This is a genomic window from Paenibacillus sp. FSL A5-0031, assembly GCF_001956295.1.
In the GTDB taxonomy this organism is placed as follows: Bacteria; Bacillota; Bacilli; order Paenibacillales; family Paenibacillaceae; genus Pristimantibacillus.
Window position 1 is genome coordinate 61,863 of record NZ_MRTD01000002.1, and the last position, 21,501, is coordinate 83,363.

Below are 21,501 nucleotides of genomic sequence, written 5' to 3' on the forward strand. Positions count from 1 at the left end.
AAGAAGAGTTCCACACGTTTACCGTGTTGGAACTCTTCACTGAAGCTATCCATTTGTATATGGTCGAAAATTAATCGTGACGAATCTGATGACGCAAATATCCATCGATAAAAGGGTCGATGTCGCCATCCATAACCGCGCCGACATTACCTGTCTCTACAGAAGTACGGTGATCCTTCACCATGCTATAGGGATGGAAAACATAAGAACGGATTTGGCTTCCCCACGCGATTTCCGATTGATCTCCGCGTATTTCCGCCAAATGCTTCATCTGCTCCTCGATCTTCCGATCATACAGCTTAGAACGAAGCATCTTCATCGCACGTTCCCGGTTCTGAATTTGTGAACGCTCCTGCTGGCAAGCAACCACAATGCCTGAAGGGATGTGGGTAATACGTATAGCCGACTCCGTCTTATTGACGTGCTGTCCGCCTGCTCCACTCGCGCGGTACGTATCCACCTTCAGATCTTCAGTTCGGATTTCGATCTCAATGCTGTCATCGATTTCTGGGACTACATCACAGGAAGCAAACGACGTGTGACGACGACCAGCAGAATCAAACGGAGAAATGCGAACCAAACGGTGTACGCCTTTCTCTGCCTTCAAATACCCGTAAGCATTAAAGCCTTTCACCAAAATGGTGACACTTTTAATGCCTGCCTCATCACCGGGCAAGTAATCAAGAAGCTCAACCTTGAAGCCGCTCTTCTCCGCCCAGCGCGTGTACATCCTATAAAGCATTAAACCCCAGTCCTGAGACTCCGTACCGCCAGCGCCAGGATGAAGCTCAAGAATCGCATTAAGCTTATCGTAAGGCTGATTAAGCAGCAGTTGAAGCTCGAACTCGCTAATCTTGCGCATGAGCTTCTCCACGCCGCTCACGACGTCTGATGCAAGCGACTCATCGCCTTCATCTTCCGCCAGCTCCAGCATCATCTGAAGATCTTCCTGCTCGCTGTTCAACCCGTCGTAATGATCCACAACTGACTTCACCGCATTAAGCTCAGAAATAACGCTTTGCGCTTTGTCATTATCATCCCAAAAATCAGGGAAAGTCATCTTCTCCTCGAAATTAGCAATCATTTCTTGCTTAAGATCTAAGTCAAAGGGACCCCCTAAGCTCTTGGAGCCGCTTGGCCATCTCACGCAGGTCTTGTTTAACCGTTATGTCTATCATAGCTTCCGCTTCACCTCAAAATAATGGTTCATTCTTTATTTTATGCCATGCTGTTTGATGCCGTTCCTTACTTGCCGTGGCACTGCTTGTATTTCTTGCCACTGCCGCAAGGACATGCATCATTACGACCTACACGGTCCTCACGCTTAGCAGGGCGCTTCTCCATAGCTTCTCCGCCGCCGCTTGTTGTAGTCGTTTGGCCTTGAGCTACTTCTTGACGCTCCAGGTTGCTCTCTACGCGTGCCTTCATAATGTATCTTGCAACTTCCTCGTGGATGCTCTCGATCATTTCCTTGAACATCTCGAAGCCTTCAAATTGATATTCACGAAGCGGATCCGTACCGCCGTATGCACGCAGGTGGATACCTTGACGGAGCTGATCCATCGCATCGATGTGATCCATCCATTTGCTATCTACCGCACGAAGCACAACGACCTTCTCGAATTCGCGCATCGTTTCTTCCCCAAGCTCTGCTTCACGCTCATCATAGGAAGCAACGACTTCAGCATAAATATAGTCGATGATTTCTTCCTTCTCTTTGCCCCAAATCTCTTCCTTGGTCAAAGATCCTTCTTGCAGGAAGTTCGCTTGCGCATAATCAACGATTGCTTGAAGATCCCACTCCTCCGGAATATCCTCCGAACAGTGAGCTTCAACTATACGTTCGATGACAGGCTTAAGCATTTCCATAACTTCTTGGCGGATGTTCTCCGAACCAAGAATATCACGGCGCTGCTTATAGATAACCTCACGCTGCTGGTTCATGACATCATCATATTGTAGAACAACTTTCCGAATGTCAAAGTTATTGCCCTCAACGCGTTTCTGAGCAGATTCAATCGCTCTAGAAATCATCCGGCTCTCAATCGGTTGATCCTCATCCAGTCCCAGCTTATCCATCATGCCCATAATGTTTTCAGAACCGAAGCGGCGCATCAGCTCATCCTCAAGCGATAGATAAAACTGTGATGAACCTGGATCGCCTTGACGTCCAGCACGACCACGCAGCTGGTTATCGATCCGACGGCTTTCATGGCGCTCTGTACCAATGATATGCAAGCCGCCTAGTTCAGCAACCTCATCACCTAGCAAAATATCGGTACCACGACCAGCCATGTTCGTTGCGATCGTTACGGAGCCTGCTTGACCAGCGCGCGAAATAATTTCTGCCTCTTCCGCATGGAACTTCGCGTTGAGCACTTTGTGCGTAACGCCTCTGCGTTTCAGCATATCTGATAATTTCTCCGAGTTCTCGATAGAAATTGTACCTACGAGCACTGGTTGATTTTTACTGTGGCGTTCTACGATCTCTTCTACTACCGCTTTGAATTTACCGAGTTCGGATTTGTAGACAACATCTGCAATATCCTTACGGATCATGGAACGGTTCGTAGGCACTTGAATAACGTCGAGTCCATAAATACGCTTGAACTCTTCTTCCTCTGTCTTCGCAGTACCCGTCATACCAGCAAGCTTGCGATACATACGGAAGTAGTTTTGGAAAGTAATTGTCGCAAGCGTCATGCTCTCGTTCTGAACCTTCAGATCTTCCTTCGCTTCAATCGCTTGGTGAAGACCATCGCTATAACGACGTCCAGACATTAGACGACCAGTAAATTCATCAACGATGACAACTTCTTCTTCTTCCACAACATAATCCACATCGCGCTTCATAATGAAGTTCGCTTTTAGCGCTTGCTGTACGTGGTGGTTGAGCGTTACATTCGCATGATCGAATAGGTTCTCGATTTGGAATGCCTTCTCCGTCTTCTCAACGCCTGCCTCAGTCAGCATAACGCTGCGAAGCTTAATGTCGATCGTGAAATCCTCTTCAGGCTTCAAACGGCCAATAAAGCGGTCTGCGGCGAAGTAGAGCTCTGTTGATTTAGCAGCCTGTCCAGAAATAATAAGCGGAGTCCGCGCTTCATCGACAAGAATGGAATCCACTTCATCGATAATGGAGAAATAAAGAGGACGCTGAACCATTTGTTCTTTGTATAGCACCATGTTGTCACGCAAATAATCAAAACCAAATTCATTATTTGTACCATACGTAATATCGCATGCATATGCTTCTTGCTTCTCGTCATGCGACAAGCCGTGAAGATTACATCCGACAGTCATGCCTAGGAAGCCATACAGCTGTCCCATAAGCTCGCTATCACGTTGCGCTAGATAATTATTGACCGTGATAACATGCACGCCTTTGCCAAGCAATGCGTTTAAATAAACCGGAAGTGTTGCAACGAGCGTTTTACCTTCACCCGTTCTCATCTCCGCAATTTTACCTTCATGAAGAACGATACCGCCGAGCAGCTGCACATCAAAGTGACGCATGCCAAGTGTACGCTTGGATGCTTCTCTAACTGTTGCAAAAGCTTCAGGCAATATTTTATCTAATGACTCGCCTTTTTCAATTCTTGCTTTGAATTCCTCAGTTTTCGCGCGAAGCGCATCGTCAGATAAAGCAGTGAATTTTGACTCAATCGCATTTATTTCATCTACCGTCCGTTGGATCCGCTTTACCTCGCGCTCGTTATGGTCACCAAATATCTTTTTCACTAATCCGAGCATGGAATTCCCCTTTCGTAGTAACGCCTCTTTGCATTAAATTGTATCAGTTTGTCGACACCGCCGCAACGAGGATGATTGTAAAAGAAAAAGCCTCTCTCCATAAAGGAGAAAAGGCTCTTCAATGTTGTGTATAATGATGGCTAGCCTTGCTCAATTAAACCGTATTTCCCGTCACTTCGTTTGTACACAACACTGACCTCTTTGTTGTCCACATTCGAGAAGACGAAGAAATTATGTCCGACCATATTCATTTGCAAAATCGCTTCTTCCACATCCATTGGCTTAAGTGCAAAACGCTTCGTACGTACAAGCTCCAAATCATCTTCTTCCTCTAGAACGCCTACTGCTGAGCCTTCTTCCTTGAATAAGACGCGTACACCGCTACCTTGGCGGAACTTTCGATTCACTTTTGTTTTATGTTTACGTATTTGTCGTTCGAGTTTGTCCGCAACCAGATCGATCGATGCGTACATATCCTCGCTTTTCTCCTCGGCTCTTAGCATGACACCGGTGAGCGGTATGGTCACCTCAACTGCATGTTTACCTTTGGTGACGGATAGTGTTACGTTAATATCGGAGGTGATTGGTGCTTCAAAATATTTATCCAATCGGCTGAGTTTCTTTTCGACGTAGTCTCTCAATGCGTCTGTCACTTGAAAGTGTTGACCTCGAATGTTGTAGTTCATGGGGAACTCCTCCTTTACATAGTCTTATTATAGCATATGTAGGCGTTCAAATCAAAATAGTTTTTTATCAATTTAGAATATTCAGATAAATAAAACTATAGAACTACTAGACTTGTCACAACTTAGTCACGGACACCTATTTCACTTCAGACAACAAAAAAAAGCCCCGGTTTCCCGGAGCTTGGTGTAAGTTACTTGTTTAATGATCCAAATTATAGGTTGGCTGGATCAGCCGGATAATTACAGTTTAACTACGTTAGCTGCTTGTGGACCACGAGCGCCTTCAACAATATCGAATTCGACGGATTGGCCTTCTTCAAGAGTTTTGAAACCTTCAGTTTGGATAGCGGAGAAATGAACAAATACGTCGCCGCCTTGCTCAGTCTCGATAAATCCATAACCTTTTTCTGCGTTAAACCATTTAACTTTACCTTGCATGTGCAAACATTCCCTTCATCTTCAAATACTGTGAGGCATCGCTTTGTATAACCCACAATTTGACTATAACACCCACTTTATTGAATTGTCAAACAATTTATTGTAAGCGGATACACGAAGGTCTAATCGCACTACTCACACTTATCGGATGATGTCGATTCCTAGTTATTATGCCCTAAAGGTGAGCGTCATACGAATCTTTAATCTGCGGTATCTGCTCAAAAAATATTTTAAATAGCATTAAGCATGTAGGCTGTTTTCCTTAGCTAGTTACAAACAAATTAATTAACCTTTGTTTCTTTATTTATGTTGAGGAAACACAAAGAAGACGGGTGATTGTAATGCCCGACTTCTTATGTATATTGTCACTACTAAATTTAGAGGAATGCGATACGATTTTGTTGAAGGATCATGAATTCGAGACTGGGTTGTGGGATATGTCCGAATACGTGCTAAGTTGCTCAGACCATGACCACAAAACATTTGTTATATGGGAGGGCTATATCGACGCTTAATGGGTGATATAGGGTGTGATAATATGGTGCAGTTCTTTCTTCCACGCTAAAAAGTAGGGTATAACTTGTTGCGATAACTGGTTATCCAACAAATCCCAGTCTTCATTATTGAAATGTACAACAGTCATTGAAAGAGAGTTTTTGAACTGCTCATTAACTGAGGGCAGGTTATTTTCACCTAGGAATCTGGAAAACGTATCTATTTGTAAATTTATAGCTGTGTGTGCATCTAGTATATCCTGCATAACTCCAAAAGTTTCATTATAATCTCTGTCCGCTATCTTAGTAACGATAAAGTTAAAACCTTCATCTATTGACTCGCAAACATCCAATAATTTGCTCATTATCTGATATGAATTTATTAAATTATATTCTGTTTTTATGTTATCTGTTATAGTGACTTTCATTGTAAAATCGTTTTTGAAATTAAAAACATAATTTTTGATACCACAATTTAATGAGTTGACTTCATTATTACTAAATTCATTTTCACTCGTTTCTTTCACCAATCCATATTCCTTGTCTTGTTCAGCAACATGATCAAACAGTTTTCGAAGGGATGCATCCATTGCGTGTGCATATGTTTTAAAAAGCGCACCGTCAAGGTCATTCATTCCGACTCGTTTATAGTAGGTAGAATTATAATTAATCAACAGCGCAGTCACTTTATCTTTGTCTTCCACGGAAGCTATTTGATCCTCTTCGCAATGAAAAATATAATATCGTGTATCCGATTTAACCCTATGCTCTCTAACTAACAGATTACGAATCTGCTTATTAGAATCACCAAAATAGTAGGGTGATGTCTCATCCTTGATCGTCCAAGGATTGTTATATGCGAATGGCACAGTATAAAGTTTGTTACGGAAATTAACAGTAACAGCTAAATCAGTTTCTAATATTTCTCTACCTACAATATATTTCATTTCTGAACGTGAAAATCCTGAGTTGTCAATGATGACTGAGAATGTATGGGGTGCAAATTTGCCACAAAGCATAGCTATATATCCGCCGTATGAAGAACCGTAGGCAATTATTTTTTTCTTATTTACTGCAGGGTAATTTTTGAGAACTTCACCTAGCACAGTTAGGTTATCCAGAGCAGGTAAAAATCCAAAGGACTGGTACTCTTGCCGTCCCGTGATCTTTAAAGCTTGACATTGATGGTCTAACTTGGATATTCCTTTGCTTTCTAACAGTTCCCCTACCTTCGTATAAAAATCGTTATCAGACGAAATATTATGCCAGTAAGTACTTGGAACTCCATAGACCGTTTCCATATTATGAATGAAGTGGTCGTCCAATTTCGTCTCGGTTCCTCGGTATATTGATTCTATGTTGTTAGCGTGTTAGTTAATTGATATGAAGAGTTATAACATTATCATAACTATCGGAAAAGCAATGCTCATTGATTATTTTTTTACCAGGGCTATACTCATTCTCCAACCGTAAGAGACTTGAATAAAAAAAACAAAGCCGCCCTAAGGGCGGCTACTCAATCTACTAGATCGATTAAATGACTGTCATTGGGCTTATTTGAACGTGTTTCCACTCGTTTGTGCCGCTAGTTGGTTATATTGTTTAGCTGCCTGAATCCAGGTTTCTTTCAAAACAATCAGATGGGAAAGCACTTCTTCCACCGGTTCTACATCCTACTTCATATTCGCTTCAATCATATATATTATCCTACTTCAGTTGAATAAACTGTTCTAGAATTTGAAGCCCGATCTCGCCACTTTTTTCTGGATGAAACTGGCACCCGTAGACATTGGAAAGTTTGACGATGGCTGGTATATCCCATCCGTTATACTGAGTAAATGAGAGGGTCACCTGTTCAGAACGGGGCCTAGCCATGAAGGAATGAACAAAGTAGACAGCGCTCCCCTCCTCCGTCCCTTCCAGAATCGTATTTTTCCATGTTGACGTTTCTTTACCACGTCTCAGCTCATTCCATCCCATATGCGGTACTTTATGATTAATACCTGTCATTGTCCTGAGTGGAATGGGAACAACGACGCCCGGAATCACACCCAAACCTTCATTATAACCAAACTCTTCGCTGCTTTCGAATAGCAATTGCATACCTAGGCATATACCCATTAATGGCTTTTCGCTAAGAGAAAATCCTTGAAGTGCCTCCACCAATCCGTGATTTTTTAACGCTCGCATGCCGCTTCCAAACGCTCCTACTCCCGGCAACAATATGCGTTCTGATTGATTAAGGACTTGTGGGTTACTTGTTACTTCTACAACAGCCCCACAGAACTCTAATGCTCGTTTGACGCTTAATATATTGCCAGAACCGTAATCTACTACAGTTACACGATTCATCTTTGTCTCTCCAGTGCCCTAACATGTTTAACTTTTATTTGTTGTTTCGCTGCATATAACCTAAGATCGACTAAAGAAATCCGATCATAGTGTAGTACGTCTGCCATAGCAACTGCATCCGCAAAGCCATCTTTCACTACCGCTTCAAAATGCCCCATTTCACCCATCCCGCCACTAGCAATTACAGGAACGGGGACCTGTGAACTTACCGCTTTCACTAGTTCACAGTCAAAGCCCTTCTTAGTTCCCTCTTGATCAATGGAAGTCAGCAAGATTTCCCCGGCTCCCATCCGTACCGCTTCAATCGCCCATTCCACAACATTCAGTCCTGTAGGCTCACGCCCATTCTCAATATAAGCTTCCCACTTCGCATCCCCGATCCGTTTTGCTTCTATAGACAAAACCATACATTGGGATCCAAAACGACGGGATATCTCTGTAATTAACTCCGGTTCACGGGTAGCCGCTGTATTGACAGCAACTTTATCAGCTCCTGCTCTCAGCAATCGCTGGACATCGTCAGAAGAACGTATGCCGCCCCCAACTGTAAAGGGAATGAATACATTTTCAGCTGTATATTTCACGATTTCCGCTAAATTATTACGCTCGTATAAACTAGCAACCGAATCCATAAAGATAATTTCGTCAATGCCCGCCTGGTAATATCGTTGTGCAAATTTCTGAGGATCTCCAACAACCCTCAATCCTTCTAAATGAACCCCTTTTATTAACTTGTCACCCTTGATATCGAGTCGCGCTATTATCCTTGTATTCCCCAATACAAATCACCGTCCTACTGAAGATTTACTATTGCCATATAGCACGTTTCAATCTCCAGTTATTCGCTTCTTTTCCCCAAATATGATCTGCTCGCCAGCTATCAACGACTTTCTCGAATTGTTCTTCCGTAATTCCGCAATACTCTAGGAATTCCTTGTAATATTTTTTTGGAAACTCTCCATCGTATTTCTTGACTAGAGCAATTCCTTCTTCTCGAGTGATCTTACCGTCACGGATCTCATGCGCGGTATCCGATGTCGTGCGCCCTATCCCAAACTTAATGAAGCCCAAATAATAATGAAATCCGTCTATCTTGTCATCCAAGCTTGCATATTTGGAATATGTACCTTCTGAACGTTCAGAATTGGCATTAAATCCAGTGTTTTCGGAACAATAGTAATAATTTTCTTGTGGATCCCAAAACTTATAGTAACCATAGAAATGAATTTCCGTCCGGTTTGCAATGATACTTTCATAACTAGGTGCCTTATAGGGAAAAATATCTTGATCCGACACACCATGTTCTGACCAAAATTCTGGCGGAAGCCCCGAAAAGTAATGTTTGTCATGATCTGCAATTTCGCGGTTTGGCTTAAATGCATTCTTCATGTCCCCGCCGTACTCTACTTCGCCGTTCTCCCCATACATAATAAGAGAAACATTATTCTGAATGGCAACTTTTAGAGGAAAATTCGTCTGCCCATAAATGAAAGGCTGGAATGGATCACCAAGATGCAGAAATGATAGTTTGGTCATCAAACGATGAACTTTTCCATTTGGAGTACCTAATACGTTGTCGAAGCCTGATGCTATGAATTGATCCAGATTCTCACGACCTATTTGGGTTGGTAAGTGGGGGGCCCATGTTACCGTTAATGGGTTCATGCCGTATTTGTATTTTAATTGATGCGCTACGAAACCTCCATCCTTGCCACCGCTGCAAGGCACAATGACATCATAAGAACCATCACTCTTACGATGTTTATCTAGCAATGTTATTAATTCCTTTTCACGCTGGTTCCAGTCAACATTTGTGCGCTTATACCTGGCATAATTACAAGCGCTGCAAACTCCGTTCTCGTCGAAAGTTATCCGGGGTCTTTGGTTCGAAATCGTGCATTCTTTGCAATACAAAATTTGTTCAGGCAGATTGTATCTCCCTTTTACGTCTTGTTTCATCATTTTTATTATCCTTTCACAAGAGATTCGAATATCTCGACATAATCGCCATTTGCTCGTTCAAAGTCATTTAATCGTCCAATATCAACTCAATATTCTCTTATCGGGAATACAACTGCCTCTTATTTCTCCCATAATAGTTTGAAACAAACTAGACATATCGAAGAACGTAATTGGTGGAATACGCTCAAGCAGTTCGGGTTGGAACACATAGATACCGCCATTAATAAAATATTTCTTTACGGGATTTTATTCGATTTCAACCAGTCTCTGGTTGTCCACTTAACAACTCTGTAAGGGACTTGGAAAATTTTCAGTAAGTAAAAATAAAAGGACATCTTGCCTTCTTTAGGCTCGGATCGTTAATTTTGCAAGAGTCAAGTTAAATAACTGTCGATTGTGTTTGTTTGAACGTGTTTCCACTCGTTTGTGCCGCTAGTTGGTTATATTGTTTAGCTGCCTGAATCCAGGTTTCTTTCAAATCAATCAGATGAGAAAGCACTTCTTCAACCGGTTCTACATCCTTCTTCATATTCGCCTCAATTAATCGCATATTAAAATACTCATATAAGTGTAGCAAGTTTTCTGATATAGGATTAGAACGATCGATTGTAATAACAAACTCACTAACTATATCCTGAACCCGTAGTAGACTTGTATTTGCATCTGAATAACGTTGTTCTCTAATTGCTTCAATTCCTTGACGGCAAAAACGAATAGCGCCATCGTAGAGCATAATAAGTAGTTGTCCTGGAGTTGCCGTTTGAACTGTGTTTTGAAGATACTTATTACGTTGTTGAAGTTGCATTGTTTATCCTCCTAGAACTAAATTAATTTATCATTTATGCGCTGTGTGAGTTCATCATCTTACAATAATGAATTAGCCTTTCTTATCTATAAGTATACCAGCCATTTCCCACATTTTAGCGACAAAATCCAACGTTTTCTCTGGAGGAATCTCACGAATGACTTCACCCGATGCACTGTCTAATACTTTCACTGAAATGATATTGGTCTGCTTATGTACAGAAAACTCTAAGTTTGTGCTTTTTCCCTCGATAGCCTTAATTGCTCTATCGATGGCCTTAACTAACTGTTCTTCGCTAATTGCGACATGCTCACCGCGGGCCTCTGCCTTTTTCAGTTCCGAAGAACTTGAAAATTTCGAAAGTTGTTGAGAATCACTTACCGTACTTGAACTCTCTTTCACTGCCCCAGTATTAGCTAAATCCATACTAGTAGCAACTCTAATCGACGGATTACTCGTCACTGTAGCCGGTATATTAGTGTTCATTACCTATCATTCCTTCCGCATCAATAGTCCTAGTTAATATATCGGTAACTATTCTCTTTTGCATTAGAAGAAATCTTGTATATTTTATTGGGTATATCACAATATGAATAAATAAAAATAGGCCTCTCCTAAGAGAGAGCCTCTGCCCACTATTATTTCTTTTTATCGAAAAATGCACCGTATGGAGAGTGTGAGTTACCATAATCCCCATATTGCTGATTAACAGCTTGGCTTCTCTTCATGTTCATTATTTCAGATCCCAAATTCTGTTTCTTACGATTCATTATTGGAAAAATTCTTTGATCAACTTCATATGCTGGTTGAAGATAGGTTTGTATCTGAATCTCGGTAAAAGAACATCCGTGTTCCAATGCTTCTGACACAAGATCAATCACCTCTTGTCTCTTATCCAGAAGTTCTACCCATTCTTCAGGCTCACTATTATCTTCTAATATTCTCTGCTCCAACGTAAATGTATATGATAAAAAATCGTTAAGCAGAGAATCTAGAGAAGTATTCATAGTATGTAACCCACTCCTTCTGAAGCTGTTAAAAAATGATTTTTAAAAAAAATCCAGCTAACTTAACCTAGTTGTTGTGATAACCAATTTCCTTGGGCATTCGCTTTACTCATCGCAGTTTCCATTGCGGTGAACTTCTTCCAATAACGACTTTCTATGTCCTCTAATCGTTTTTCCCATTTACTAATATCTGTATTAATTCTAGTTAGACCTTGACCAAGAATACTCTTGTCTGAAAATGATCCAGAACTTCCAGCTTTCTCTGTAAGTTTAGCCATCGTACCGTTAATTTGATCGTATAAACGCTCGATCAAGCCACTCTCGGAAAATTTAGTAGTAGCATCTGTTGAAGTACTCTTTTTAGTAAACAGATCCATTATAGCATTCCCATTTATAGAAATGGCTTCTTTTAGCTTCGTTTCATTAATATAAAGCTTCCCTTTTTCTGAATAATCACCCGTTGTAATTCCAAACTCACTTAGATTATCATATTTTGCATCCATTCCAGCGCCAGTAACATTCGCTGATAAAGCTAGACGCATTTGAGATAATGCATTAGATAACAAAGCATCTTGGCGCAGTAAGCCGCTCTTGGCCTTTTGTTCCCATTGTTCAACTTGCTTATCGGATAATGATTCCTTCTCTTCGTTTAATAAAGGTTTATAATCTCTGTAGGTGCGTTCACTTAACTTACCGTTTATCTTATCAATAATTTCGTTATATTTGTCTACATATTCTTTAACTGATTTAAAAACCGCGTCTTCATCGGGTTTGAGACTAATTTCCGCTTTTCCCGGACCTTTAATATTAAATTCAACACCATCAAATGTGAAGGTATTACTATTGATTACATATGAAACTCCGTTAATAAGTACGCTTCCTGGTGTACCAGGTGTAGCAGGTTTGTTTTGCGGGGTACCCGCTGGGTCTTTACCCAACTTAGATTGAAATTCAGAACTAATATTAATAGCTGGATATTTTCCATTCGAAGTGAACGTTATAGATTTATCATCTTTCATAAAGCTTGCTGTGATACCGGTTTGTGATGATAATGAATTAATTTTTGCTACAACGCTGTGTATGGTATCAGTGATGGTTACATCAATACGATCTTTAATAGGGTCTGGACCAATTGTAAAGGAAAAATCTTCTGCAACTAATGCAGTCCCATTTATTAAACTGTCTTTGATCGTAAACTTCGAAGTTTCATTCTGCGCTGCTACGGGGGCTACCTGTAATTCTACATTATATACAGAAGCGCTCGGAGTCCCCTTTTGTTTTACAGAAACTATCGAATCATTACTAGATGTTAATACCTTCTTCTGATAATTTGATTGTAGCTTCATATCAAAGGATTTATTTTTCAAATCGGATAGGAGGGCGTTCATTTCTCGATATTGGTCGCGTCTCCACTCTTCTGTTTGCTTCTTCTGAAGAAGTTTATTTAGCGGTGCGCTCTGAGCTTTCATGAGATTTTTGACGATTGACTCTGTATCCATACCTGAGACTAAGCCACCCATACGAATTGGCGTTACCATAATATCCCTCCTAAATTTTCTTATTTATAATGGCTATACTTATTCGAGGATATTCTCCTCTCTGTAACTCTGTTATTGCTTCTTCTCAATCCGATACCACCAACAGAATCGTATCTCAAATATCCCGATGGCTGACTTATTGATGACTAAGTTTGTTTTTCATCAACAAATCACAAATTAAAAAATCCTCTTCTGTATCAATGTCATATGATCGGTTTTTTGGCATTATATACGCCACCGTGTCATTGGTTACAAACGATTTGGCTTCAACTAACAAATCAACACTAGCCGCATATACCGCCCCGTTCAAAGCATAGGCCTTCCTTAAATCCTGACGGCGTGATGCTGTTGGCTCCTCTGGAATAAGAGGTTGCAATCTATGATTTTCTTGAAGTGTATACATCCAATAAGGTGATTTTTCTGGTTCTGTCATACTAACGCAAGAAGGGGCATCAAGCCCCAGCATAACGTCAATACAACCATCAATATCCTCTATGCTTCGCAAAGGTGAAGTAGGTTGAAGTAGAACCACATAATCATAATCAGGTAATTCGTTCAGAACATGAAAAACCATATCCATGCTTGATGTTTCATCCTGCGCAAGATGGGCAGGACGTACAAAGGGGACATCACAACCATGAATGCGTGCAATCTCCATAATCTCTGAGTCTTCGGAAGATAAAACAAGACGATCGATATATTTCGATTTTTTCGCTTCTTCAATCGTCCAAGCAATGAGCGGCTTCCCGGCTATTTCTCTTATATTTTTTCGTGGAACACCCTTAGAACCACCTCTTGCAGGAATGATGGCTAGACACTTCTTATTATTAATCATAAGCTTCATTCCTAATCGGATATTTCAATTCCCAATCATCATGTTTATTAAATTTAATAAGTCTTCATTTTCACTTCTGTACTTACCACAAAATCATTTTTAAGTTTAGTTTAGCTTAATATCCACATTTGCTTTTTCATAATCGTCCATTCTTCCGATATCCAGCCAATATTCTCTCAACGGAAAAGCAGCAATTTCTTTTTGTTGATCCATTATTTTTTCGAAAAGCTCTGGCATATCATAAAATTGCTCTTGGGGAACTTCGCTCAACGCTGCTGGATCAAGCACATAAATCCCAGCATTGACAAAGCTTTTATGTATGGGCTTCTCAACAATGGATAACAATCGATGACTCTCCGTTTTGATGACACCATAAGGAATTTGATATTCATACTCCCGAACACACATGGTTGCAATTGACTTCGTTTCATTATGGAAATCCATCAGCTGCTCAAAGTTTATTTTGGTTAACAAATCACCATTCATAACAAAAAAAGGAGCATTGGGCTTTTCTGTTAACAAGGAGAGAGCACCTGCTGTTCCAAGCCTTTTATTTTCTTCAATATATTGAATGCTTACGCCTAAATGAGCGCCATCTTCAAAATAGTCTTTAATCACTTCTTTTTTATAATTGACTGCCAGAATAAACTTTGTGAAGCCGAACTTTTTAAAGTTCTCAATAATTAACTCTAAAATGGGTTTGTCACCCACTCTTAGCATCGGTTTTGGAATGTCATTTGTAAGCGGCCTTAGACGGTTACCAAGGCCTCCAGCCATTAGAACAACTACATTCTCTTTCTGTAATACTCCATCAATATCATCCGAAAACAGAATATATTGAATTTTCTTTTCATGATTGACAATTGGCAATTGCTTTAATCGTCTTTTTCTCATCAACTCTTTGTAATGGAATGTCTTCTGCCCTGCCTTTTCGTACACTGGCGTCTCATTCATTACGAGCTGGATGGGGGAATCAAGGGGTCTTCCCTTTAATATGCCACGCCGAATATCACCATCGGTTACGGTTCCAAGTAATCTATTACTCTCATCAACAACCACTGCGAACTGCAATGAAGAATTATCAATAACTTTCATCGTTTCAATAATCTCCATTGATGGGGGAATTAGAATCGGCTTCCAATTTTTCATCTTCACACTTCCTTAGTAGGCACACCTTACACTTTGCCATAATCATTGACCGACTTTAAACCGAGTGACCCAGAAACCATTCATACATGTCTTCCAATCGCCACATTATAAATAGTGACATTGCAATCCAATGTACCAGTCATGATGACACTCGAAGATGTGTTTACTAATGTATTATCGGCAATTACAGTGAAAAATTGAATAGTATTACCTACCAAGAATTGAGCCCCAACAACTAGAGAGGCTTATGTGGAAGCGGTCTAATCATTCATTGATCATTTCATCTTCATTATAATTTTTCGTAGCGGTTGTACCTAACAATGACCAATATTGAAGAGGTGACATGCCAGTTCCCGGTCGTTTAACGATTATGTTCTGTTCCGTGAAGGTTGCGCCTTTCTTGATCGATGTTGAAGCAATTAAGCTTTTTCGAGCGACGGTTTTGGTTTTTAATTCATTTTCTGTAGGCTTTTTATGGCCATCTCCCAATGACTCTTCTACAACTCGAATGGCAGCTACCATTTGTTTTAATTCTTCAGGCTCCAAGGATGCACGGTGATCTGGTCCTGGTAATGAACGACTTAGCGTGAAGTGCTTTTCAATTATCTTGGCGCCACGAGCTACAGCTGCAACTGGGACATAGATGCCTTCTGAATGATCAGAGAGACCGATATCTACTTGTAAATCGCTTTTTAGCTGATCCATCGCAGTCAAATTAATGGCTGAGAATGGCGTTGGATATTCAGTCGTACAATGTAAGACGGTTACATATTGTTTCAACCACTTTTTCGCTTCATCCGTTTTATAAAATGCTCTGACAGCGGTTAAGTCCACAATTCCTGAAGGATATGCCAATCCATAAGCAATGAATGATAGCGCGTCGTGTATGTCTTGCATTGTGGCCATGCCTGTCGATAATATAATCGGTTTTTGTTTAGTAGCAATGTAATGAACAAAAGGAAAATTTGTTAATTCTCCTGATGAGATTTTAACCATATGTATGCCTATCTTATCTACCAAAAAATCAACGCTTTCCTTATCAAACGGGGTAGATAGAAATTCTATCTTCTTTTCATCACAGTATAACTTCAACTGATTAAATTGCTCGTAGGACAACTCCAACTTTTTCAGCATTGCATATTGTGAAGTCTCCTCACCGATGTTTTCCACTTGGTAAGAAGCCTGCTTCGCTTGTTTCGTTACCAAATTCTCGGTCTTAAATGTTTGAAATTTAACCGCATCTGCTCCCGAACTCACTGCAACATCGATAAGCGCGCAAGCTAAATCAAATGAACCGTTATGGTTTACACCAGCTTCTGCAATAATATACGTTTGATGGCTCATATATCGTAAAACTCCTTCTGAACTGAGTAGGAAGGTAACTCTTTAAGAATACTTATAATCTTTGTAGATACATTCCCTGTGCCAAATATATGATCATAAGGTTCTTGAAATCGTAGAGCGGCCTCAATAGCATCTATAATAGAAGCTTCATTCAGTGCAGCATCGAACACAGATGATGGCCTCTGGCGTCCCGCTTGTCGATCACCGCAATTAACAGTAGGAGTCCCTAAATACGGAGCTTCAATTAACCCGCTAGATGAGTTGCCAATGACGATATCCGCATACATTGCTGCGCTTAAATAGCGAATCTGACCAAGCGAATCAACTAATCTTGCATTTATATGTGTTCGAACAAATTGTTCAATCTCTTCATTGATGTATCTACCGCCATTATCAGCATTTGCTTTAGTGAATACTAAATGCACATCGGAATATGTCTTTAATGCAGCAAGAAGAGCATGAATACCATCGCTCTCACCATTTGTTTCCGGATGGTAGGTAATGAGAAAAAAAGACTTGTCTTTATCTAGTGATAAATTTGCATATAGCTCTTTTTTGTCCATAAGAGGAAGCTTTTTAATATTTTCAATTCCTGGGGCACCAACTTTCCATACTCGATCAGGTGTCTCTCCAAGCTGAATAACCCGTTTTCGGTGCTCCTCTGTACTTACAAAATGCCAAGTTGCCATTTTTGTAATGGAGTGACGAATCGCATCATCATAAGCACCAAAGGTTAATTCACCACCATGGATATGAGCAATTGGTAGGCCTTGTATTAGTGCTACTTGTGCAACCGAAAGCATTTCGAATCGATCACCTAACAGGATAATCAAATCTGGATTTAAACGTACTAGCGCATCTGCAAATCCGATTATAGCCAAGCCCATTGATTTAGAAACACCTGTCGCCGTATCCGAAGATAACAATATTTCTATTTTCTCATTGATCTCAAAACCATCAGCTTCAATTTGCTTATACGTTTGACCAAATTCAGGGGACAAGTGCATCCCCGTCGCAATGACTTGTAACTCTAAATCTTGATCCGAGTTAATTTCCTTCATTAGCCAGTAATGCAACCCATATTCCGCTCTTGTACCTGTGACGACACATATTTTACGTTTGATCCTTATTTCCTCCTTTTAATGGAGTGGATGGAATGTTAATGACTCGTTTATTTAATTGGTTAGTTATAGAGAGATCCGACTTTGGACAATTGGAGTATGGAGCTAATTCGTTTAAGGGAGTCCAGATCGGTCTTGCCATCACGCCTTCGCTATTCAATTCATCAAGAACGAAATCACGAGAGTGCTTACTCTCATCCACTAACAGCGTCTGCAGCCAGTAGTTACTTTTCCCTGATGGCGGTTCTACAAATAATTGTACTCCTTCAACAGGCTCGAACAATTGCTCATATTGCTTTGTTAATCGTCTCTTCGAAGCAACAAATGTATCCATCTTCTCCAATTGCGCACAACCAAGAGCAGCATTGATATTTGGCATTCGGTAATTATATCCGATTTCATCATGACGGTATTCCCAACGATGTGGCATTTTAGCTGTTGTCGTAAGGAATTTTGCATAATCAGCAAGCTTCACGTCATTGGTTAATATGGCACCACCGCCACCGGTAGTCATAATCTTATTACCGTTAAAACTAAGGGCTCCAACAAGCCCGAACCCTCCAGTATGCTTTCCTTTGTAATAAGAGCCTAGTGATTCTGCCGCGTCTTCGACAAGAATAAGGTTATAACGCTCACAAACATTAATTAGTAAATCCATATCTACAGGATGTCCGAATGTATGCATAGGAACGACAGCACGAATGATACGCCCAGTCTGTTTATTAATGAGATGGCTATTCCTCATCTCACCAATCTCTTGAATATATTGTTCAAGTTTCACGGGATCGATTCCCATTGTCCGTTCCGAAACATCAATAAAATGAGGAACTGCCTGTAAATAGGAAACGGCATTGGCGGTTGCAATAAAGGTTAGCGCTGGAATGAAAACCTCATCATTAGCTTGTAAACCAGCAATCTTGAGAGCGATATGTAGAGCGGCTGTTCCATTAACAACAGCAACAGCTCGTTCCACACCTGTGTATTCTGCTAATTTAATCTCGAAATCATCGACATATTTGCCAACAGATGAAACCCATCCCGATTGAATACAATCTGTTACGTACTCCAGTTCTTTCCCACTAAAGGTTGGTTCGTGTAATGGAGTGAATGGTGCATTTCCGTGAATGTCCTTTATACTCTGGGCGATGCTTTTCCATTGATTGATCATATATTGTATACATCTGCCTTATATTGTGATAAGTTCTTTGGATTTGCGAACCATTCAATGGTCTCTTTCAAACCACGCTTAAACCCATCGATTCCCCCATAATTAGGCTCCCAACCGAGTAGTTCTTTCGCTTTTTGATTATTTGCCCAGAGTCGTTCCACTTCACTTTTCTCAGGACGATGACGAATTTCGTCTGTTTCAATTTCGATGTCCACTCCCATAACTTCCGCAATTATAGAAGCTGTTTCACCAATTGAAATTTCGTAGTTGCTTCCGATATTAATGACTTCGCCAAGCGCTTTATCACTATTCAGAATGGAAACAAACCCATTTACAGTATCTTGTACATAGTTAAAGTCTCTCGTTGGACTCAGGGCTCCTAGTTTGATTGTCCTCGCGCCGGAAGCAAGCTGTGTAATAATAGTCGGTATCACAGCGCGTGCAGATTGACGTGGCCCATACGTATTAAAGGGGCGAATAATCGCTACAGGAGTCTCGAAGGAACGGTTGAACGCTAATGCCATTTGGTCAGCACCGATTTTAGAAGCCGAGTAGGGCGACTGCCCTTGCAGGGGGTGATCTTCATCAATCGGTACATATTGGGCAGTACCATAAACTTCACTCGTTGATGTATGAACCACTTTAGCTATATCAAGCTCACGTGCAGCCTGCAGCACATTTAGTGTACCTTTGATATTTGTGTCTATATAAGTATCCGGTGAATGGTAGGAATACGGGATTGCGATTAACGAAGCCAAATGAAGCACTTTATCACAATCTTTCATCGCTTCCTTAACTCCATAGGGGTCTCTTATATCCCCAGCGAAAACTTCAAAATCTGACTTATGTGAGGAATGATCCAGCCATCCCCAAGAGTTAAATGAGTTATAATAAACAAATGCTTTTACCTCATATCCTAACGCTATCAATCTCTCTGTTACATGTGAGCCTATAAAACCGTCTGCTCCTGTTACAAGTACTTTCCCATATGTATTCAAATGCCTTCACCCCGGTTACACTATTTGAATTTGTTCAAGCTTTCTTCGAGTATTGAAATAATGGTTGTGATGACAAAAACACTAATTGTAAGAAATTCAATTTGTATTTCTTTGTTTCTTCTAAAATTCTCTGAAGATAGAATATTCTCAATATCATAAAGCTTCCAAAACGCTGTAAGTAAAGCAGGTTGCAAATTGTGTCTTAACAACCAGTTACCCGTTACAATTCCGTATAGTGCATCACTTTTCTGTAGTTTAGTTAGTATCTTTTGCATTTCTTTATCTGAAGGAGAGTTAGCAATTTTTAATTTTGAAATATTAGTTTTCTGGTTTTCAAATTTCAATTTTATCTCAGAGAAGAACTGTACTTGTCCTTTTATCACTGTTTTCATTTGTTCTTTAGAAAGCGGATACGCTTGCTTATCCTTGAGTACATCCTTAACCGGTTGCAATTGTTCTGAACAATACTGTTGCAACACATCCTCAAGACTCATTTGGGTCGTATTCGCAATTTTTGCCCCCCCTTCGGTAGCATTAATGACGAATAATTTATTATCGAATATTTGCTTTTCGAACCACAGTCTAAAGTTGATCCATATGTCTGTTGAAGTTACACTATCGCCGTAATAACCTTCAACTTTCAATTTTTCAACTTCAGAGAAAGTATAATTTGTAAGCTCTGCATCGTCATAAATCGTACCGCCCGCGTGAGACTGTTCCGTCGTACTTCCAAATGCTAAGTCTTGACCCACTAATACAATCGGTGATGCACCAATATGTGTAGCAAATCCAAAGGCAACGTGAGCGCATGATATACCTGTTTTAATATAATTTTCCCCATGGACATCGAACACATCGCGAATCCAATTAAACTCACCGACATTCTCCCTCATAGGGACAATAATATCACCTTTAAATTCCTCGAATATCTTTGGATAGAGAACCATTGGTCCTACCAAGGTAGTTTCAATTGGATACTCTTTATTTTGGTAAAAATAAGTATACGTTTCTTCTTGCCTCTCAATTGAGCAAATAAAATCAGGTATAATTCCCTCATCACACAACCTGCTGGAAATCGTATCAACTGCAATGATGATAGCCTTATTTTTTATCTTCTTTAATTGGTCTATGTTTTTATTTAAGGATGGACCTGCGGCTACAATAATCGCTGGCTTATTCACAAAAGCATTTTTCAAATGTGAAACGTCCTTCGATCTCAGCAGACAACTAATGTTAGTCATCGTCTGATTAAAACCAATCAAGCTATCTTCAACCGAATTACCTAATACAAGTGCTTTATACTTAACAGTTTCAGTTACTTTTTTAACCAATGCTATACTTACATCTACCTCATTATTCCTGTAATGCGATGTGAAATAAAATTTAATACTCTTCATGTAATAGACAAGTATGGATGAAAACAAATTTTCTAAGAAAAAAGAAAATTTATTCAAATCATCAGCAAAAAGTACTACGCGTGAATTATTAAACAACCCTAAATCTTGATTATATAATGCATGATGAAAAAATGAAAAGTTAGGCTCAACGATAATAAGGTATGACTCTTTGCTCATGGTTCGAATTACAGTTTCAATCTCGTCAATGGAATTAATACCTACACATATAATGAGTTCCCGTTTGTTAGGATTAGGCTTATTCGATTCATCAAATTCATGATCTTGTTGATCATTCATAATCGTATGTTGAATATCTTCTTCTTCCGGCTGACCAATCCAATGACCAGGATTTGCAGATAATAGTTCAATGTTCTTATCCAATAGAGTCTTCACCATGCTGGATGCTCCTTATAATTAAATTGCTGCCAAACAACCTATATTATGCCAAAAAATC

19 protein-coding genes are annotated in these 21,501 nt (G+C 40.1%); all 19 read right to left on the reverse strand.

The features are described from left to right. Window positions 1-70: 70 nt before the first annotated feature. Window positions 71-1,178 (reverse strand): peptide chain release factor 2 gene (gene prfB, locus BK120_RS03805; protein ID WP_144376680.1). Its coding sequence is split into 2 segments (ribosomal slippage): window positions 71-1,105 and window positions 1,107-1,178, totalling 1,107 coding nucleotides; the frame shifts between segments, so codons are not numbered across the junction. Between the two features lie 67 nt (window positions 1,179-1,245). After that, window positions 1,246-3,753 carry a preprotein translocase subunit SecA gene (secA, locus tag BK120_RS03810; protein ID WP_076266177.1) on the reverse strand — a complete coding sequence of 836 codons (2,508 nt, stop codon included), beginning with the start codon at window positions 3,751-3,753 and terminating at the stop codon, window positions 1,246-1,248. A 140-nt stretch (window positions 3,754-3,893) separates the two neighbouring features. Next, window positions 3,894-4,439 (reverse strand): ribosome hibernation-promoting factor, HPF/YfiA family, encoded by a 546-nt coding sequence (gene hpf, locus BK120_RS03815; protein ID WP_076266178.1) that lies wholly within the window; start codon window positions 4,437-4,439, stop codon window positions 3,894-3,896. A 240-nt stretch (window positions 4,440-4,679) separates the two neighbouring features. After that, on the reverse strand, window positions 4,680-4,877 hold the full coding sequence (locus tag BK120_RS03820; RefSeq protein WP_028608231.1) for a cold-shock protein: 198 nt from the start codon (window positions 4,875-4,877) through the stop codon (window positions 4,680-4,682). 511 nt (window positions 4,878-5,388) lie between these two features. Further along, on the reverse strand, window positions 5,389-6,696 hold the full coding sequence (locus BK120_RS03825) for a DUF2920 family protein (RefSeq protein WP_076266179.1): 1,308 nt from the start codon (window positions 6,694-6,696) through the stop codon (window positions 5,389-5,391). Between the two features lie 382 nt (window positions 6,697-7,078). Then, the gene (hisH, locus tag BK120_RS03830; protein WP_076266180.1) at window positions 7,079-7,723 is read right to left on the reverse strand and encodes an imidazole glycerol phosphate synthase subunit HisH; all 645 of its coding nucleotides are present in this window, start codon (window positions 7,721-7,723) and stop codon (window positions 7,079-7,081) included. Continuing rightward, complete coding sequence (hisF, locus tag BK120_RS03835) at window positions 7,720-8,502, reverse strand: imidazole glycerol phosphate synthase subunit HisF (protein WP_076266181.1); 783 nt, start codon at window positions 8,500-8,502, stop codon at window positions 7,720-7,722. Before hisF ends, hisH begins: the two co-directional genes overlap by 4 nt. Window positions 8,503-8,530: 28 nt before the next feature. Continuing rightward, entirely contained in the window at window positions 8,531-9,685 is a 1,155-nt protein-coding gene (locus BK120_RS03840) for an N-acetyl sugar amidotransferase (RefSeq protein WP_083681600.1), read from the reverse strand. Between the two features lie 379 nt (window positions 9,686-10,064). Next, entirely contained in the window at window positions 10,065-10,490 is a 426-nt protein-coding gene (fliS, locus tag BK120_RS03845; RefSeq protein ID WP_076266182.1) for a flagellar export chaperone FliS, read from the reverse strand. A gap of 72 nt (window positions 10,491-10,562) precedes the next feature. Further along, a complete protein-coding gene (locus tag BK120_RS03850) occupies window positions 10,563-10,976 on the reverse strand; it encodes a flagellar protein FlaG (protein ID WP_256710789.1) in 414 nt (137 codons plus the stop codon). 152 nt (window positions 10,977-11,128) lie between these two features. Further along, a complete protein-coding gene (locus BK120_RS03855; RefSeq protein ID WP_076266183.1) occupies window positions 11,129-11,497 on the reverse strand; it encodes a flagellar protein FliT in 369 nt (122 codons plus the stop codon). 62 nt (window positions 11,498-11,559) lie between these two features. Beyond that, window positions 11,560-13,035, reverse strand: coding sequence for a flagellar filament capping protein FliD (gene fliD, locus BK120_RS03860; RefSeq protein WP_076266184.1), 1,476 nt, complete (start codon window positions 13,033-13,035; stop codon window positions 11,560-11,562). 136 nt (window positions 13,036-13,171) lie between these two features. Beyond that, window positions 13,172-13,870 carry an acylneuraminate cytidylyltransferase family protein gene (locus BK120_RS03865; protein ID WP_076266185.1) on the reverse strand — a complete coding sequence of 233 codons (699 nt, stop codon included), beginning with the start codon at window positions 13,868-13,870 and terminating at the stop codon, window positions 13,172-13,174. 105 nt (window positions 13,871-13,975) lie between these two features. Continuing rightward, window positions 13,976-15,019 carry a nucleotidyltransferase family protein gene (locus BK120_RS03870; protein ID WP_076266186.1) on the reverse strand — a complete coding sequence of 348 codons (1,044 nt, stop codon included), beginning with the start codon at window positions 15,017-15,019 and terminating at the stop codon, window positions 13,976-13,978. A gap of 264 nt (window positions 15,020-15,283) precedes the next feature. Further along, window positions 15,284-16,363: an N-acetylneuraminate synthase gene (gene neuB / locus BK120_RS03875; protein WP_076266187.1), complete on the reverse strand. Its 1,080-nt coding sequence runs from the start codon at window positions 16,361-16,363 to the stop codon at window positions 15,284-15,286. Further along, window positions 16,360-17,424 carry a UDP-N-acetylglucosamine 2-epimerase gene (gene neuC / locus BK120_RS03880; RefSeq protein WP_256710790.1) on the reverse strand — a complete coding sequence of 355 codons (1,065 nt, stop codon included), beginning with the start codon at window positions 17,422-17,424 and terminating at the stop codon, window positions 16,360-16,362. The genes neuB and neuC overlap by 4 nt, the downstream gene beginning before the upstream one ends. A gap of 52 nt (window positions 17,425-17,476) precedes the next feature. Next, the gene (locus BK120_RS03885; RefSeq protein ID WP_076266189.1) at window positions 17,477-18,652 is read right to left on the reverse strand and encodes a LegC family aminotransferase; all 1,176 of its coding nucleotides are present in this window, start codon (window positions 18,650-18,652) and stop codon (window positions 17,477-17,479) included. Then, on the reverse strand, window positions 18,649-19,650 hold the full coding sequence (locus BK120_RS03890; protein WP_076266190.1) for an NAD-dependent 4,6-dehydratase LegB: 1,002 nt from the start codon (window positions 19,648-19,650) through the stop codon (window positions 18,649-18,651). The genes BK120_RS03885 and BK120_RS03890 overlap by 4 nt, the downstream gene beginning before the upstream one ends. 20 nt (window positions 19,651-19,670) lie before the next feature. Further along, complete coding sequence (locus tag BK120_RS03895) at window positions 19,671-21,443, reverse strand: motility associated factor glycosyltransferase family protein (protein WP_076266191.1); 1,773 nt, start codon at window positions 21,441-21,443, stop codon at window positions 19,671-19,673. Window positions 21,444-21,501: the final 58 nt, after the last annotated feature.

Excerpts from the sequence above, each read along its gene's own strand:
- secA (WP_076266177.1), bottom strand. The coding sequence starts at position 3,753 with ATGCTCGGATTAGTGAAAAAGATATTTGGTGACCATAACGAGCGCGAG.
- hpf (WP_076266178.1), bottom strand. The coding sequence starts at position 4,439 with ATGAACTACAACATTCGAGGTCAACACTTTCAAGTGACAGACGCATTG.
- BK120_RS03820 (WP_028608231.1), bottom strand. The coding sequence starts at position 4,877 with ATGCAAGGTAAAGTTAAATGGTTTAACGCAGAAAAAGGTTATGGATTT.
- hisH (WP_076266180.1), bottom strand. The coding sequence starts at position 7,723 with ATGAATCGTGTAACTGTAGTAGATTACGGTTCTGGCAATATATTAAGC.
- BK120_RS03840 (WP_083681600.1), bottom strand. The coding sequence starts at position 9,685 with ATGATGAAACAAGACGTAAAAGGGAGATACAATCTGCCTGAACAAATT.
- fliS (WP_076266182.1), bottom strand. The coding sequence starts at position 10,490 with ATGCAACTTCAACAACGTAATAAGTATCTTCAAAACACAGTTCAAACG.
- BK120_RS03850 (WP_256710789.1), bottom strand. The coding sequence starts at position 10,976 with ATGAACACTAATATACCGGCTACAGTGACGAGTAATCCGTCGATTAGA.
- BK120_RS03855 (WP_076266183.1), bottom strand. The coding sequence starts at position 11,497 with ATGAATACTTCTCTAGATTCTCTGCTTAACGATTTTTTATCATATACA.
- fliD (WP_076266184.1), bottom strand. The coding sequence starts at position 13,035 with ATGGTAACGCCAATTCGTATGGGTGGCTTAGTCTCAGGTATGGATACA.
- BK120_RS03865 (WP_076266185.1), bottom strand. The coding sequence starts at position 13,870 with ATGATTAATAATAAGAAGTGTCTAGCCATCATTCCTGCAAGAGGTGGT.
- BK120_RS03870 (WP_076266186.1), bottom strand. The coding sequence starts at position 15,019 with ATGAAAAATTGGAAGCCGATTCTAATTCCCCCATCAATGGAGATTATT.
- neuB (WP_076266187.1), bottom strand. The coding sequence starts at position 16,363 with ATGAGCCATCAAACGTATATTATTGCAGAAGCTGGTGTAAACCATAAC.
- neuC (WP_256710790.1), bottom strand. The coding sequence starts at position 17,424 with ATGAAGGAAATTAACTCGGATCAAGATTTAGAGTTACAAGTCATTGCG.
- BK120_RS03885 (WP_076266189.1), bottom strand. The coding sequence starts at position 18,652 with ATGATCAATCAATGGAAAAGCATCGCCCAGAGTATAAAGGACATTCAC.
- BK120_RS03895 (WP_076266191.1), bottom strand. The coding sequence starts at position 21,443 with ATGGTGAAGACTCTATTGGATAAGAACATTGAACTATTATCTGCAAAT.